Origin of the sequence: Streptomyces mayonensis, from assembly GCF_018982965.1 — a bacterium.
Taxonomy (GTDB): domain Bacteria; phylum Actinomycetota; class Actinomycetes; order Streptomycetales; family Streptomycetaceae; genus Streptomyces; species Streptomyces mayonensis.
Window position 1 is genome coordinate 24,420 of record NZ_JACBYP010000049.1, and the last position, 14,843, is coordinate 39,262.

Below are 14,843 nucleotides of genomic sequence, written 5' to 3' on the forward strand. Positions count from 1 at the left end.
CACGGCGATGCCCCGGCCGTCCGGCTCCTCCGCCCCGCGCCCCCTCTCCCTGGCCGAGATCGCCGCGCTCGTCGGCGGCCGGGTCGCGGGGGACGCGGCCGTCACCGTGCGTGCGCCGGCCGTACTCGACAGCCGGCTCGGCGAACCCGGCGGTCTCTTCGTCGCCATGGCCGGTGAGCACGTCGACGGCCACGACTACGCCGGCCGCACCCGCGCGACCGCCGTGCTCGGCTCGCGGCCGACGCCCCTGCCCACGGTCGTCGTCGACGACGTACCGGCCGCACTGCAGACACTCGCCGCCCATGCCGTGGCCCGGCTGCGCGAGCGGCTGACCGTTGTCGCGGTGACGGGCTCGCAGGGCAAGACCAGCACCAAGGATCTGCTGTCCGTGGTCCTCTCGGGCGCCGGGCCGACGGTCGCCACCCACGGCTCGTACAACAACGAACTCGGTGTGCCGCTGACCATGCTGCGCGCCGGCCCGCACACCCGTTTCCTCGCCCTGGAGATGGGCGCCCGCCACGTCGGTGACATAGCCCGCCTCACCGGCCTGGTCGCACCCGACGTCGCGGTCGTGCTCAACGTCGGCAAGGCCCACATCGGGGAGTTCGGCTCGCGCGCGGCCATCGAACGGACCAAGGGCGAACTGGTGCGCGGCCTCGCACCCGGCGGCACCGCCGTCCTCAACGCCGACGACCCCCGCGTCGTCGCGATGCGTGCGCTGACCGACGGGCCGGTCCTGACCTTCGGCCGCGCCGAGCACGCCGACGTGCGCATCGAGGACCTGGTCCTGGACCGCCGGGGCCGGGCGACCTTCACGCTGCGCGCCGCCGACGCCCCGGCCCGGGTCGCGCTGCCGTTCGTGGGCGCCCACCAGGCGCTCAACGCGGCGGCGGCCGCCGCGGCGGGGCTCGCGGCCGGCGTTCCCCTGGTCACCTCGGCGGTGGCCCTCAGCACCGCCTCACTGTCCAGGTGGCGTTTGGAACTGCGCACCCTGGCCTGCGGCGCGACCCTGCTCAACGACTCCTACAACGCCAACCCCGACTCCACTCGCGCCGCCCTGGACACGCTCGCGTCCATGGCGGGCCGCCGCCGTATCGCCGTACTCGGCGCGATGCTCGAACTCGGCGCCGACAGCGAGGCCGAACACCGGGCGGTGGGCGCCTACGCGGCCGCGCGCGCCGACCTGGTCGCCGTCGTCGGCGACACCGCCCGTCCCGTCGCCGAGGCCGCGGGGGAGCGGGCGATCGCACTCTCCGACAACGAATCGGCCGTCGGCTGGCTGCGCGAGCAGCTCACCGACGGCGACATCGTCCTGGTCAAGGCATCGCGCGGCGGCCGCCTCGACGAGGTGGCCGCCGCACTGGGGTGACCTCGCGGACCCTGGAGTGACTTCGCGGACCCTGGGGTAGCCGCACGGACCCTGGGGTGACCGCACGGTGGGGGCTCAGCGCTCGCGCCGCCGCATGTAGAGGTCGAACGCGCGGTAGACCAGCGGTCGCAGCGGCAGGTCCCACTCCCCGACGTACCGCACCGCCCGTCCCCCGGTGCCGACCTTGAACCGGATCAGGCCCACATGCGGATCGGCGGCGTCCAGCGTCGGCGTGATGCCCCGCAGGTCGTACACGTCGCAGCCCGCCGCCATGGAGTCACGGATCATCGCCCACTGGCACGCGTTGGAACCCCGCACCTCACGCTTGGCCGTCGACGAGGCGCCGTACACGTACCAGGCGTGCGCGCCGACCCGCACCAGAATGGTGGCGGCCACCAACTCGCCCTCGTGGCGCGCGAGATAGAGCTTGATCCGTTCGGGGTCCTCGGCGCTCAACTCCCCGAACATCGTCTCGAAGTACGCCGCAGGCCGCGGCCTGAACCCGTCGCGCGCGGCGGTGTGCACGTAGAGCTCGTGGAACGCCGCGAGGTCCGGCGCGCCGCCGAGCGTGACCTCGACCCCCGCCTTCGCGGCCTTCTTGATGTTGCGGCGCCACTGCTGGTTCATGCCCTTGAGGACGTCGTCCTCGGACCGTCCCGCCAGCGGCACCTCGTACGTGAACTGCGGCTGTCCGGCGCCGAACCCGTCCTCGGGGCTCTGCGGCAGCCAGCCGGCCTCCCGGAGCCGCCGGCTCACCGCGTCACCGACCGGATCGGCGTGCCCGCCGGGGAGTCCGGTGAGCCGCCGCACCTCCGGATCGGCCACGCCGTCCTTGACCTGCCCCGCGTCCCAGGTGTGCGTCCGCACCGGCGGGCACAGCCGGATCGCGAACGCGCCGCGGGCCTTGAGGTACGCCGCGAGCGGGTCGAGCCACGCACCGATGTCCCCGGACCAGTCGATGTCGGGGCCCCACGGCAGATAGGCGAGCGTGAACCGCGACAGCCCCGGCACCGGCCGGTGCAGGACGAGCCCCGCGCCCACGAGCCGCCCCCGGTCGAACCAGCCGAGCGACTCGGTGCGCCATTCCGTCTTCACCCGCCCCCACGCAGGGGTCTGCACGAAGTTGACCGACCGCCGCGTCCGCACGAAGGCCAGGTGCTCGGCGTCGCTGATCGGCACGACGGCCGGCGCCTCGGGAGGGGAGACGGGTGATGGTTCACGTGCTGATTCGCGTGCTGGTTCGCGGTAGGGCATGACGTCCAGTCAAGTCGGCCCGGTGTTGCCGTCGCGTATCCGCTTTTCGATACGCCGACGATATGCGCCGCCCGTTCCCGCCCGGGGAGGGAGGCCCACCGGGGGCTGTCAGCGGTGCAGGCCGTCCGGAGTGCGGAGGCCGAAGCCCAGGGCGCGGGCGATCGCGATGTTGGTGAGCCAGGACATCCCGAACGTGAAGGGTGCCGCGATGTCCTCGGGACCGTCGCCGAGAAACGAGAAGACGACCATGATGGCGAAGGGGATCACGGCCCGGTGCAGCAGGTTGTACAGCGGCACGGCCCGCGGCGCGAGCTGTCCCGGCGCGGTGGCCCGGCCGAGCACCGCCAGCCGGGGCAGGTCGGGCAGTACGGCGCCGAGGGCTGCCGCCGGGATCACCCAGCCGGTGTGCTTGACCACTTCGAAGACGTCCCAGGCCAGCAGGAGGACCCCGAGCACGCCCCAGGCCACGCGCAGCGGGGCGGGGGTGGAACTCCTTGCCGTGCCGGTGGGTTCGGTACTTGCCATGCAGCTCTCCTCGGTGGGGGTGCGGTCGGGCCGGCCGTCCCGGCCCCGGCGCACGAGCGGCCGTACGTCGAGTATCCCCGCGGTGCACTGGAGCGGCACTGAAGTCGCAGGCGGGGGCCCGGACTTGCCGCGAGGGCGTCTCCCTGGCCCGGGAAGTCCCGCCGGACCACCAAGACGCCCCCGGCCGGGAGGGGCACGGCATCCCGCCCCCCCCTCCCGGCTTCGTCACTCCCGCGGGCGCCAGGGCTCCCAGTCCGGTGCCGTGGTCATCTCCAGTACCGCGCAGGTGCAGCTGAACCCCGAGCCCCCGCCGACGAGCAGGACCCGGTCTCCCGGGCTCAGTTCGCGCCGTTCGACGAGGTCGTTGAGTCCGGCGATCTGGTCGCCCGCGCCGAGGTGGCCCACCGTGCGGGCGAACTCCCACGTGGACCGTTCCAGCGGCATGCCGAGCAGCTGCGGGACCTGCCACTCCATCCTGCTGCGCCCGCCGGCCAGCGGCACCACCCGGGTCACGTCGTCACGGCCGATGCCGGCGTCCGCGAGCGCCGTGTCCACCACGGAGTTCATCACCTCGGCGACCCGCTCCGTGGCCTCCCGGGCACTGCCGTTGGTGCGGATGTAGTGCCCCACTCTGCCCAGCAGGTCCAGGGGCTCGCCCGAGGGCAGCGGCCGCAGTTCCGGTCCCCGTACGACCGCCTCCAGGGCGTTGTCCGATCCGCTGGCCGTGGACAGCAGCCGGGCGAAGCCGCTCCGGGCGGAGAGCAGCAGGGCGGTGCCGCCGTCGCCGTACACGAAGCCGGGCTCGCTGCTCCAGCGTCGCACCAGGGGCGCGCCGAACCGGTCGGCGGTGGTGACCACCGCCGCGGACGTGCCGGTTCCCGAGGCCACCTGGCGGGCCGCGATCGCCAGCGCTCCGAGGCCGCCGTTGCACTCCTGGTCCAGCCCGTAGGCGAGGACGCCGCGGCCGAGCGCGTGGCCCGCCACGTAGGAGGCCGCGGGCCACATCTCGACGCCCTGGAACCAGATGCCGCTGTGGATCAGCAGTTTCACGTCGGAGGCGTCCAGACCGGAGCGCTTGAGCGCGGTCGTCGCCGCGTGGACGGCCATGTCGGGGGGTGCCACGGACGCGTCGGCGACGCTGACGGACAGGATGTCGTCCGCCGCGTGCTGCTCGGCGTCGTAGGCACCGGATTCCAGGGCGGTCTCGGCGGACTCGGGCTCACCGAGCCACACCCCCGTGCCCGCCACGTACACGCCTTCCCACCGCATGAGGTCTCCTCTCTATCGTCAGGGGTTCTCTTGTAGAAGGGGTTCTCTTGTCAGGCGTTCTCGTCAGGCGTTCTCTGCAGGGGTTCTCTGCAGGGGTTCTCTGCAGAGGCTCTCCTGTCGGGCGGCGCCGGCTCAGGCCGGGCGGGCGGGCTGCTCCCGCAGGGCCGACACGACGTGCCAGAGCGCGGCCGGCGTGGCGAAGGTGTCGGCCACCAGCTGGGAGTCGGGGATGGAGATGCCGTAGGCGTCCTCGACCCGGACCAGCACCTCGACCATGGCGAGCGAGTCGAGACCCGCCGCCTTGAGGCTGCTGTCGGGACGCAGGGCGCCCTTGGCGGCGAGCCGCGGGAGAGCTTCGTGCAGCAGGGCCTCGTAGGTCTCGTCCCAGGGGACGGCCGTCTCGTCGGCCGGGGTCACGGGCGTCGCCCGGACAGTCGCGTCGGTCATGGCGTGGTGTCCTCCGTAGCGGGTTCGGTGCGGGACGTCAGGACGGCCGCGGTGTCACGGCGCAGCGCGAGGCGGGTCGCGGAGACGAGGTCGGGGCCGTCGACGAGGATTTCGGCGGGCGCCGGATGGCCGAGGAAGCCCAGCAGGCTCGCGGACAGCCCGTACGCGCCGACGTTGGGGAAGGCCAGCAGGTCCCCCGGGCGCACTCCGGGCAGTTCGGCGACTCGGGCGAGGATGTCGGCCGGAGTGCAGAGGGGGCCGGCGAGGGTGATCGTGGCGGGATCGCCCGGGCCGTCGGGGGTGTCGGGGCCGTCCCCGTATTGGTGCCCCGGGTGCTCGTCGGCGCAGGTGGCGAGCGGCTGCGCCTTCAGTGGCAGCAGCCGGCCCAGACCGGACAGGCCGCCCAGGTGGTTGATGCCGGAGTCGAGGACGGCGTACGTGCTGCCGCGGCTGTTCTTCACGTCGGTGACGGTGGTCACCAACAGGCCGCTGTCGCCGACCAGATGACGGCCGGACTCGAAGGCCACCACCGGCTCGCCGTCGCGCCAGCCCGGCAGATGCTCGTCGAGCACGCCGGCCAGGGCGGTGCGCAGCCCGCGGTAGACGGGCCGTTCGCCCGGGGTGGCGTACGGGGCGGCGAAGCCCCCGCCGAGGTCCAGCAGGTGGAGCGGGATGCCCAGCTCGTCCCGCAGCCGGGCGGCGGTGCGTACGCTCTGGGCGAGTTCGGCGCACAGGCCTTCCTCGTCACGGGCGTTGGTGAGCGGGAAGAAGTGCATGCCGACGATCCGGGTGCCCGGCGTCAGGAGCCGGGCCCGGTTCTCGGCGAGGTCGTCGAGGTCGAATCCGAACTGGGAGGGGGCGCCGGTCATCCGCAGCCCGGCCTGGCCCGGTGCGCCGGCGGCGTTGATCCGCAGCACGCAGTCGGCGGTGACGCCGTGTTCCGCTGCGGCGGCACCGATCCGTTCCAGGTCGCCGAACGACTCGGCGGAGAAGGTGCGCATCCCCGCGGTGATCGCCTCGTCCAGCTCGGCGCGGACCTTGCCGGGGCCGGAGTACATCAGCTCCCCCGCCGGGTGGCCCGCCTCCAGGGCCGCGGCGAGTTCGCCGCGTGAGGTGACCTCGGCGCGGGCACCGCCCCGGCGCAGTTCGGCGACCAGGCCGGGGTGGGGGTTTGCCTTGAGCGAGTAGTAGATGCGGCTGGGCTGGGGCAGGGCCGCGCGCAGGTCCTCCAGCGCGGTACGGACCCTGGCCAGGTCGTAGACGTAGAGGGGGCTGCCGTAGCGCTCGGCGAGACGGCGCAGGGCTGGGGCTTCGAAGGAGGCACCGAGGGGCCGTCCGGCGGTGTTCCCGTCGCCGGCCGTCGGTGCGTTCGGGGCGCCGGCCGTCGGTGCGTTCCGGGAGCCGGTCGTCGGTGCGTTCCGGGAGCCGGTCGTCGCCGTGTCCCGGGCGGCACCGGCCGTCGACGCGTTCCGGTCAGTGGCCATCGGTGGCCTCCGTGATCCGCCTGCGCAGTTCCTTGCGGTCGGTCTTGCCGTTGGGCGTGAGCGGGAGGGCGTCCAGCACCCGGCACTCGTCGGGCACCTTGGCGGCCTCCAGCCGGTCGGCGAGGCGGGACAGCACGTGCTCGGCGGTCAGGCCGGCCCGCTCGCCGACGACGAAGAGGACCATGTCGCGGTCCTCCTCCGGCACGAGCAGCGCCGCCTCCCGTACGCCGTCGATGTCCAGCACGGCCGCCTCGATCTCGACGGAGCTCATCCGCGAGCCGCGCCGCTTGAACAGGTCGTCCTTGCGGCCCTGGAAGTAGACGTGGCCGTCCTCGTCGAGCCGGCCGTAGTCGCCGGTGTGGAGCGTGACCGGGCCGCCGCCGTCCCGGGCGCGCCGGAAACGCAGCGCGGTCTGTTCCGGGGCGCGCCAGTAGCCGGCCATCACGTGCGGGCCGCGCACGCAGAGTTCGCCGGTGTGGCCGGGCGGCAGCGGGCGGCCGTCGTCGTCGAGCACGAGCACCTCGGTGCCGGGCAGTGCGGGTCCGACCGAGCCGGGGCGGGCCAGGTCGCCGTCCGGTTCCAGGACGGTGATCCGCTTGCACTCGGTGGTGCCGTACATCGGCGCCACCGCCGCCCCGGGGAAGGTCTCCCTGAGCGAGGCGATGAGCGGGGCGTTGAGGGCGGCGCCCGTGTTGGTGAAGAGCCGGACGCGGGTGGGCCGGGGGTCGCGGGAGGCCAGGCGGACCAGCAGTTCCCCGAGCGACGGTACGAGCGGGACGACCGTCGCCCCGTGGTCGCGGGCGAAGCCCAGCAGCCTCGCGTGGTCGGCGGGCCCCGACAGCAGCAGCTCGGCGCCGGCCAGCGCGGTGAGCATGATCTGGTAGAGGCCGTAGTCGAAGGAGAGCGGTACGGCGGTGAGCACGACGTCGTCCGCGCGGTAGTTCAGCCGCTGCTGGACGGCACGCGCGGCGAACGCGACGGGACCGTGCGGGCAGGCCACCGCCTTGGGCAGGCCCGTGCTGCCGGAGGTGTAGATGAGCAGGGCGAGCCGGTCGGCGGGGACCTCGCGCTCGGTACGGGCGACCGGGTCGGCCGGTCCGGACAGGTCCAGGCCGCCGACGGTGAGGACCGGGGTACCGGACGGCCACTCCAGGCCGTCGGCGCCGGTGCGTTCGGCGTCCTCCGCGACGATCAGGGAGGGGGTGGAGTCGTCGAGCACCGCCCGCAGGTGGAACGCCTTCATCCCGGGGTTGATGGGAACGAGGACGGCGCCGCGCCGCCAGGTGCCGTACAGCAGGGCCGTGAACTCCCGGACGCTGCCGACTCGGGCCAGGACCCGGTCGCCGGGGCGGACGCCGTGGTCGGCCAGGGTGCGGGCGAAGGAGTCGGCGGCGGCGTCGAGTTCGGCGTAGGTCCAGGCGCCGTAGCGGTCCCGTACGGCGGGGGCGCCGGGGTGGGCGGCGGCGGCCGCGGTCAGGAGTACCTCGGCGACGTTGTCGACGCGGGGGGCGGTGTCGGTGCCGAGCGCGTTGTCGATCAGGGCCGTCACGGGGACGGCTCCCAGCAGGGTGGCGGTCATCGCCGTGCCTCCGGGGTCGGGTCGGCGGCCGGGGACGGCGCCCAGGCGGGCGTGCGGAGGATCTCCAGGACGGCGCAGCCGGCGGTGCCGGGGCCGGCGGAGAGCATCAGCACCCGGTCGCCGGGGTGCAGGGCGCCGTTCTCGGCGAGGTCGTTGAGGGCGGCGAACTGGTCGCCCGCCCCGAGGTGGCCGGTGCGCCGGCCGAACTCCCAGGTGGTGCGCTCCTCCGGAACGCCCAGTATCTGCTCGGCCTGCCACTGCATCTTGCTGCGGCCGCCCGTCGGGATGACGACCCGGGCGAGGTCCTCGCGCGTGGTCTCCGCGTCCGCCAGGGCGTCGTCGATGGCCCCGGTCACCATGGCGACGAGCCGTCCGGCCGCCTCCCGCACGTTGCCCTGGGCGCGCAGGTAGTGGGCGAAGCGGGCGGCGTGGTCGTACGGCTCCTGGGTGGGCAGCGGGGTCGGTCCGGCGCCCCTGGCGAGGGCCTCCATACGGTTGTCGGCGCGTGTCGACGTCGCCAGCACCCGGGCGAATCCTCCCTCGTTGGACAGCACCAGCGCGGTGCCGCCGTCGGCGTACACCAGGCCCTCCTCGGCCCGCCAGCGGTCGATCAGCGGCGGCGCGAAGCGGTCGGCGGTGGTGAGTACGGCGGCGGCGGGGGCGGATTCGGCGGTCAGGTGGCGGGCGGCGAGGTCCAGCGAGCCGATCGCCGCGCTGCACTCCTGCTTCACCTCGAACGCGGGCACGGCCCGGTGGACGGCGTGGTCGGCGACGTAGGACGCCACCGGCCACATGGTCTGGCCCTGGAACCAGACGTAGTTGTGCAGCAGCAGCCGCACGGTCTCCGGGTCGGTGCCGGACCGCTTGAGCGCGGTGGTGGCCGCCTGGACGGCCATGTCGGGCGGCGCGACGTCGTCGCCGGCCACCCGGACGGACAGCAGGCCGTCCGCCTCGTACTGCTCGGGGTCGTACTGACCCGCCTCTGCGGCGGCGCGGGCGGAGTGCGGTTCGGGGAGCCAAGCCCCCGTCCCCGCCACGTAGACGCTTTCCCAGCGCATGGTTCTCCCATCGTCGGTTGGCTCGACTCCCGGACGGCGTCTTGCACCGGACACGCACGGACGGTCCGGGGTCCGCCCTGCGGGGATCGTCGGGGCTGGTGCTTTGGCGTGGCTAAAAGCGCTGGCACGAGGTGGGCGGACGGGAGGGCGGACGGACGGGAAGGTGGACGGACGGGAAGGTGGGCGGACGGCGGAGAGGCGGTGCGGGAACCCGGCAGGGCGCACGGGTGCGCCCCGGCCGCGTGGGCAGCCGGGGCGCGGGGCGGGCAGACGCGCGGGAGGGACGCCGTCAGTCGGTGGACGTGGGGGTGGTTGAGGCGCGGGTGGCGGGTGCGGAGGCCGCGGCCGGCGCCGTCTCCGACCGCGGCGGGGCGGTCGCGGTGGCGCCGGTGGCGGGTGCGGGGACCGGAGCCGCGGGTTCCTTCGGCGCGGGCGCGGAGGCCGGAGACACGGGGGCCGGAGGCGCGGGATTCTTGGGGGCGGGAGCGGGGGCCGGAGGCGCCGGGGCGGCGAGGGAGCGGGCCGCGGGCAGGACGCACAGGACGAGGACCAGGGGTACGCACAGCGCGACCCGGAAGGAGATCCCGGCCCCGACGGCCCCGATCAGCGGCGGGCCGACCAGGAAGCCCACGTAGTTGAAGAGGTTGATACGGGCCACCGCGGTGTCCGCGGCACCCGGCAGGCGTTGTGCGCCGGCCGCGAAGACCTGCGGGAGGATCACCGACAGACCCGCGCCGAGCAGGGCGAAGCCGAGTACACCGGTCCAGGGTTCCGGGGCGGCGGCGACGGCGGCGCAGCCCGCCGCGGCCAGCAGCGCCCCCGTACGCACCACGGCGGGGGCGCCCCACCGCTCCACCCAGCCGTCGCCGAAGCCTCGGCCCAGCAGGGTGGCCGCCATGTAGAGGGCGTACGGGACGGTGGCCATCGCCTCCGAGCTGTGCAGGGTGTCCTCGAGGAACTTCGCGCTCCAGTTGGTGGCGGTGGAGTCGGCGACGACGGACACGGCCATCACCATGCAGAGCGGGAGCAGCGGCTTCCAGGGTGTGCCCCGGCCGGGGACGGGGCGTACGGCGGCGGTCCCGGCCGGTTCGCCGGGTACCGGGCCGCCCGCGTCGTATCCCCTGCTGAGGAACGGGCCTGCCGCCATCGCGGCGGGCAGCAGCAGCGCGACCGAGCCGGCGAACAGGGTGAGCAGGGAGAGGTCTGTGGTGGCCCCGGCCCAGGCGAGTACGGCGCCGAGGATGCCGCCGAGGCTCGCGGCCGCGTGGAAGCCGAGCATGATGCTGCGGCCGTAGCGGCGCTGGATTCCGACGCCGGTCATGTTGACGGTCGCCTCCATGGCGCCCACCAGCAGGCCGAAGAGCGTCAGGCAGAGCGCGAGTTGCCAGAGGGCGGTGCCGCCGCCGATCCCGACGAGGGTCAGGCAGATCACCGGCTGGAGGATCCGCACCAGGGCCGGGGCGGGCAGCCGGCGCACCAGCCGGGAGGCGGTGACGCTGCCGGCCCCGGCGAGGACCGGCACGGCGGCGAGGAACATCGGAAGCGCGGCGTCGCTCAGGGCGTACCGATCCTGGAGGGCCGGGATGCGGGTGACCAGCAGAGCGAAGGCCGCGCCGTGGACGAGAAAGATCAGCAGCAGTGCGGACCGGGCCTGTCGCAGCCGTGCCGGGATCTCCATGGCACCCCCTTCGGTGGTTCGCCGCCGCTCACCCGAGGACGACGCTGGCGCGACCGTAGGAAGGGGGGCTGTAGCGCCGCTTGAGCGGTGGGCAGCGGGCGCGGGCGGACCGGCGGGTCGGCGGGGAGGTTCGGGCCGGCGGGGAGGTGCGGGCCGGGCGGCGGGCGCGCGGCCGCAAGTGTGCCTTCAGCGGGGCCCGGGACGGTGGGCGACGGCCGGTGTGCCGCCCCGCAGGCCGGGGCGGGCGGCGGCCGGCACACCCGCCCCGGACCGACGGAGGACCGCCCGCGATGACGGAGGACCGACCCACCCCCAGCGCCGAGAGCGCGGATCCCCGCCGCTGGTGGATCCTCGCCGTGCTCTCCCTCGCCCTGTTCGCGATCGTGCTCAACAACGGGCTGCTCAACGTGGCGATCCCCGCGATGATGCGGGATCTGGACGCCGACATCGGCCGTATGCAGTTCATCGTGGACGGCTACGCGCTCGCCCTCGCCGGGGCACTGCTGACCGCCGGGACGCTCTCCGACCGGTACGGCCACAAGCGGGCCACGCTCGCCGGCACGGTGGTCTTCGGCGTGGGTTCGGTGGTCGGCATGAGCGCGGACGCCTCCGGCCAGCTGGTCGCGGCACGCGTGCTGATGGGACTCGGCGCGGCCTTCATCATGCCCGGGACGCTGGCCGTACTCGTCCACGTCTTCCCGCCGGACGAGCGGGCCAGGGCGATCGGCATCTGGAGTGGTTCCTCGGCCCTGGGGGTCGCGGCCGGTCCGGTCGTCGGCGGGGCGCTGGTCGGGCACTTCTGGTGGGGCTCGATCTTCCTGGTGAACCTGGTGCCGGTGGCTGTGGTACTGGTCGCCGGTGGCCTGCTGCTGCCGGAGTCCCGCGACCGGTCGCCGCGCCGGCCCGACCCGGTCGGCGCGCTGCTCGGTACGGCCGCGATGGTGGGACTGGTCTACGGGGCGATCCAGGCCGCGAAGCACGGCTGGACCGCCCCCGGGCCGGTCGCCGGGTTCGCCGTCGCCGCCGTCGGGGGCGTCTGCTTCGTCCTGTGGGAGCGCGGGCACTCCCATCCGATGGTGGACTTCGCCCTGTTGCGCCGGGCGCCTTTCATCGGGGCGAGCGTGAGCATCCTGCTGCTGATGTTCGGCCTGGCCGGAACGCTGTTCGTCCTCACCCAGCGGCTTCAGTTCGGCCTCGGCTACGGGGCGTTGAAGGCCGGGCTCGCGGTGATGCCGGTGGCGATCGCGGTACTGGTGGGGACGCTGCTGTGCCCGGCGGTGGTGCGCAGGGTCGGGCCGGGCGGGAGCGTGGCGACCGGTCTCGCGGTCGGGGCTGCGGGCATCCTGGTGCTGGGCCGGGCCGGCGAGGGCTATCCCCCGGTGCTCGGCGGGCTGCTGCTGGCGGGCGTCGGCTTCGGTCTGGCGATGGGGCCGACGACGGATGTGGTGATGTCGCTCGTGCCGCCGGAGCGTTCGGGTGCGACGGGGTCGCTCGACATGACGATGCAGGAGTTCGGCAACGCGCTCGGAGTGGCCGTGGTCGGCAGCGTCCTCGCCGCCGGCTACCACCGGGAGATGTCCGGTACGGGGCTGCCCGCGCCGGCCGCGCGCACGCTGGAGAGCGCCCTGGAGCTGGCCGACCGCACCGGCGGTGCGGCGGGGCAAACCATCGCGGCGACGGCGAGGTCGGGCTTCGGCCAGGCGGCAGGTACGGGCCTGGTCATGGCCTCGGCGGTGGTGGCGGCGGGCGCCGTCCTGGCCGCCGTCCTCATCCCCGGCCGCAAGGGCCTGCCGGCCGCGACACCTACGACTGCGGCGCCCGGGTCCACGGCGCCGGAGGCGGTGCCGGTATCGGAGACGGAGGCGAAGGCAGAGGCGAAGGCGAAGGCGAAGGCGAAGACGGAGACGGAGACGGAGACGGAGACGGGGGCCGGCACGGAGACGGAGGCGGGCACGGAGACGGAGGCGGGCACGGAGACGGAGGCGGGCACGGAGGCGAAGGTGTCGGCCGAGCCCGCCGTGTCCGCGGGGCCCGTCGAGCCGGCCGCACCGAAGCAGATCCCCGTCGGCACCGGCCCGCCGGGCACCGGGGCGTAGCCCGCACCCTCCGGGCCCTCTCGCCGGGCCCTCTCGCCGGACCCGCCCGCCGAGTCCTTCGCCCGCCGAGCCCGTACCCGGCCGTCGGGTGTGCCGCGGGTGCTCCGTGCCGCTCCCTCTCCTGTCAGTCCCCCGGGGCTCCCACCAGGACCAGGTCCGATGCCGCCGCGTAGCGGTCGAGGACCTGGGCGAGGTGGTCCAGGAAGACCGCTTCCTGGTCCCTGATGAAGAAGTGACCGCCGGGGACGACCACGGTCTCGCTCTCCCGAGTGCTGTAGGCGTCCCACTCCCGCACCTCGTCCACCGTGACCAGCCGGTCCTCCGCGCCGGCGAAGGCGTGCAGCGGGACGGACAGCGGAGTGCGGGCCACCTCTGCGGCGCCGGCGCACAGCATCAGGTCTGCCCGGACCACGGGCAGCAGCGCCGCCAGCCAGTCGGGACGGTCCAGCAGGGCCCGGGGAAGGCCGCCCAACAGGCTGAGCCCCCGCAACAGTTCACCGTCGTCCGAGACGTAGCCCCGGATGATCGGCGGGGCCGGCAGGTGGGGAGCCCGGTGTGCCCCGAGGAGCAGGGCATGGGGCAGCCGCGCGCCGCGCGCACGCCGGTGCTGGGCCAGCGCGTAGGCGATGAGGGCGCCCATGCTGTGCCCGTACAGCACATGCGGGTGGTCGAGTTCCGTGCCGAGTTCCCGGTCCAGGTCCGTCACGAGGGCGGTGAGGTCGGTGAAGCGCGGCTCGGTCATGCGGCCCTCGCGGCCGGGAAGCCGTACCGGCAGTACCTCCACCGCGTCCCCCAGGCGGCGCTGCCATCCGGCGTAGGCGGACGCCCCGCCACCCGCGTAGGGGAAGCAGAACATCCTCAGGCGGCCGTCCGGGTCGGTGTCGCCGCGCCTCAAGTATCGCGTCATAGTGCCCCGTTCTCCTCTCGGTACGCGGTGGCCGCGTGGTGACCGCGGTCCGCGCTGCCCCCAGGGTCGGCAGCGGCGCTTAAGGCGGGCCAAATGGCCGGAACGCGGTGCCCGGGACGGGGTCGTGAGGCGGACCCGAAGCGCCTCGACGGGGGCGAGAGCGGGGCAAGGGGGCATGAGGCGGGCAGTGCGAAGGCGCGGGCGGAGTGGCGAGGGCTCGGGCGCGTGCGGGCTCAGGCGGAGGCGGGTGCCAGGTACGCGGCGGACAGGGCGGCGGCGGAGGGAGAGGTAGCGGGCGGTTCCGGCAGTTCCAGTCCGGGGTCGGCGCGCAGGATCGCCTGGTGCAGCCGCTGCAGCCGCGGCGAGGGCTCCATCGCCAGTTCGCGGACCAGCGTGCCGCGCAGCCGCTGGTAGGAGCTGAGCGCGTGGGAGGGCCTGCCGCAGCGGTACAGCGCCAGCATCAGCTGGGCGTGCACGGTCTCGTGCATGGGGTGCTGGGCGGCCAGGGCGGTCAGTTCGCCCAGCAGCGCGGCGTGCCGGCCGAGCCGCAGGTCGGCCTCGACCCTGGCCTCGAGCGCGCCGAGCCGGGTCTCCTCCAGCCGTAACGCCTCGACTTCCAGCACCCGCCCGATCTGTACGTCCGCCAGGGCCTCTCCCCGCCACAGCTCCATGGCCCGGTGCAGCAGCCCGGAGGCCTCGAGTGCGGCGCCCTCACGCAGCGCCGTCTGGCCGGCCTCGCACAGCCGCTGGAACTCGGTGGCGTCCTCGGCGGCCCCGACGTCCAGCGCGTAGCCGCCGTAGCGGGTGCACAGCACGTCCTTGGGGCCGCGGACGGCGCCCGGCCCGAGGGCCTGGCCGAGCATCCGGCGCAACTGGCGGATGTACGTCTGCAGGGTGGCGGGCGCGGTGCGCGGCGGGGCGTCGCCCCACAGCTCGTCGAGCAGCGCGGTGACGGTCACGGCCTGGCCCGGGCGCAGGGCCAGCAGGGCCAGTACCTGGCGTGGTTTGGCCGCGCTCGGCACCACGGACTTGCCTTCGAGTCGGGCGACGAACGGCCCCAGGACCCGGATCTCCATCGGTTCTCCTCCCACCAAGACCGCATGGCTTCTTCGGGGCGCTCCACGATGGCACGGACGGCCGTGCGCTCCCAGTGAGCGGTTCACCGGCCGGGTGTGAT

General features: G+C 74.6%; 12 protein-coding genes. 2 read left to right on the top strand and 10 right to left on the bottom strand.

Annotated features, from left to right (window positions below; all coding sequences use genetic code 11):
- Positions 1-7: 7 nt before the first annotated feature.
- The gene (locus HZS56_RS19710) at positions 8-1,369 is read left to right on the top strand and encodes a UDP-N-acetylmuramoyl-tripeptide--D-alanyl-D-alanine ligase (protein WP_216722041.1); all 1,362 of its coding nucleotides are present in this window, start codon (positions 8-10) and stop codon (positions 1,367-1,369) included.
- Between the two features lie 75 nt (positions 1,370-1,444).
- On the opposite strand, the gene HZS56_RS19715 is transcribed toward HZS56_RS19710, so the two are convergent.
- From HZS56_RS19715 to HZS56_RS19745, 8 genes are all read right to left on the bottom strand, one after another.
- Entirely contained in the window at positions 1,445-2,623 is a 1,179-nt protein-coding gene (locus tag HZS56_RS19715) for a lipid II:glycine glycyltransferase FemX (protein WP_216722042.1), read from the bottom strand.
- Between the two features lie 108 nt (positions 2,624-2,731).
- The gene (locus HZS56_RS19720) at positions 2,732-3,148 is read right to left on the bottom strand and encodes a DUF4260 family protein (protein WP_216722043.1); all 417 of its coding nucleotides are present in this window, start codon (positions 3,146-3,148) and stop codon (positions 2,732-2,734) included.
- Between the two features lie 225 nt (positions 3,149-3,373).
- Entirely contained in the window at positions 3,374-4,417 is a 1,044-nt protein-coding gene (locus HZS56_RS19725) for a ketoacyl-ACP synthase III family protein (RefSeq protein WP_216722044.1), read from the bottom strand.
- 132 nt (positions 4,418-4,549) lie between these two features.
- Entirely contained in the window at positions 4,550-4,864 is a 315-nt protein-coding gene (locus HZS56_RS38325; protein WP_253914524.1) for a phosphopantetheine-binding protein, read from the bottom strand.
- Entirely contained in the window at positions 4,861-6,348 is a 1,488-nt protein-coding gene (locus tag HZS56_RS19730; protein WP_253914525.1) for a type III PLP-dependent enzyme domain-containing protein, read from the bottom strand. Before HZS56_RS19730 ends, HZS56_RS38325 begins: the two co-directional genes overlap by 4 nt.
- Complete coding sequence (locus HZS56_RS19735; protein ID WP_216722045.1) at positions 6,338-7,927, bottom strand: class I adenylate-forming enzyme family protein; 1,590 nt, start codon at positions 7,925-7,927, stop codon at positions 6,338-6,340. Before HZS56_RS19735 ends, HZS56_RS19730 begins: the two co-directional genes overlap by 11 nt.
- Positions 7,924-8,985 carry a ketoacyl-ACP synthase III family protein gene (locus tag HZS56_RS19740; RefSeq protein ID WP_216722046.1) on the bottom strand — a complete coding sequence of 354 codons (1,062 nt, stop codon included), beginning with the start codon at positions 8,983-8,985 and terminating at the stop codon, positions 7,924-7,926. Before HZS56_RS19740 ends, HZS56_RS19735 begins: the two co-directional genes overlap by 4 nt.
- Before the next feature lie 289 nt (positions 8,986-9,274).
- Complete coding sequence (locus HZS56_RS19745; protein ID WP_216722047.1) at positions 9,275-10,663, bottom strand: MFS transporter; 1,389 nt, start codon at positions 10,661-10,663, stop codon at positions 9,275-9,277.
- Positions 10,664-10,953: 290 nt separating this feature from the next.
- Between HZS56_RS19745 and HZS56_RS19750 the strand changes: the two genes are divergently transcribed.
- Positions 10,954-12,759, top strand: a complete 1,806-nt coding sequence (locus HZS56_RS19750; protein ID WP_253914526.1) for an MFS transporter — start codon at positions 10,954-10,956, stop codon at positions 12,757-12,759.
- A gap of 124 nt (positions 12,760-12,883) precedes the next feature.
- On the opposite strand, the gene HZS56_RS19755 is transcribed toward HZS56_RS19750, so the two are convergent.
- Entirely contained in the window at positions 12,884-13,666 is a 783-nt protein-coding gene (locus HZS56_RS19755) for a thioesterase II family protein (RefSeq protein ID WP_253914527.1), read from the bottom strand.
- 233 nt (positions 13,667-13,899) lie between these two features.
- The gene (locus HZS56_RS19760; protein WP_216722048.1) at positions 13,900-14,742 is read right to left on the bottom strand and encodes an AfsR/SARP family transcriptional regulator; all 843 of its coding nucleotides are present in this window, start codon (positions 14,740-14,742) and stop codon (positions 13,900-13,902) included.
- Positions 14,743-14,843 lie beyond the last annotated feature (101 nt).

Excerpts from the sequence above, each read along its gene's own strand:
- HZS56_RS19750 (WP_253914526.1), top strand. The coding sequence starts at position 10,954 with ATGACGGAGGACCGACCCACCCCCAGCGCCGAGAGCGCGGATCCCCGC.
- HZS56_RS19715 (WP_216722042.1), bottom strand. The coding sequence starts at position 2,623 with ATGCCCTACCGCGAACCAGCACGCGAATCAGCACGTGAACCATCACCC.
- HZS56_RS19740 (WP_216722046.1), bottom strand. The coding sequence starts at position 8,985 with ATGCGCTGGGAAAGCGTCTACGTGGCGGGGACGGGGGCTTGGCTCCCC.
- HZS56_RS19710 (WP_216722041.1), top strand. The coding sequence starts at position 8 with ATGCCCCGGCCGTCCGGCTCCTCCGCCCCGCGCCCCCTCTCCCTGGCC.
- HZS56_RS19730 (WP_253914525.1), bottom strand. The coding sequence starts at position 6,348 with ATGGCCACTGACCGGAACGCGTCGACGGCCGGTGCCGCCCGGGACACG.
- HZS56_RS19720 (WP_216722043.1), bottom strand. The coding sequence starts at position 3,148 with ATGGCAAGTACCGAACCCACCGGCACGGCAAGGAGTTCCACCCCCGCC.
- HZS56_RS19725 (WP_216722044.1), bottom strand. The coding sequence starts at position 4,417 with ATGCGGTGGGAAGGCGTGTACGTGGCGGGCACGGGGGTGTGGCTCGGT.
- HZS56_RS19755 (WP_253914527.1), bottom strand. The coding sequence starts at position 13,666 with ATGACGCGATACTTGAGGCGCGGCGACACCGACCCGGACGGCCGCCTG.
- HZS56_RS19745 (WP_216722047.1), bottom strand. The coding sequence starts at position 10,663 with ATGGAGATCCCGGCACGGCTGCGACAGGCCCGGTCCGCACTGCTGCTG.
- HZS56_RS38325 (WP_253914524.1), bottom strand. The coding sequence starts at position 4,864 with ATGACCGACGCGACTGTCCGGGCGACGCCCGTGACCCCGGCCGACGAG.
- HZS56_RS19760 (WP_216722048.1), bottom strand. The coding sequence starts at position 14,742 with ATGGAGATCCGGGTCCTGGGGCCGTTCGTCGCCCGACTCGAAGGCAAG.
- HZS56_RS19735 (WP_216722045.1), bottom strand. The coding sequence starts at position 7,927 with ATGACCGCCACCCTGCTGGGAGCCGTCCCCGTGACGGCCCTGATCGAC.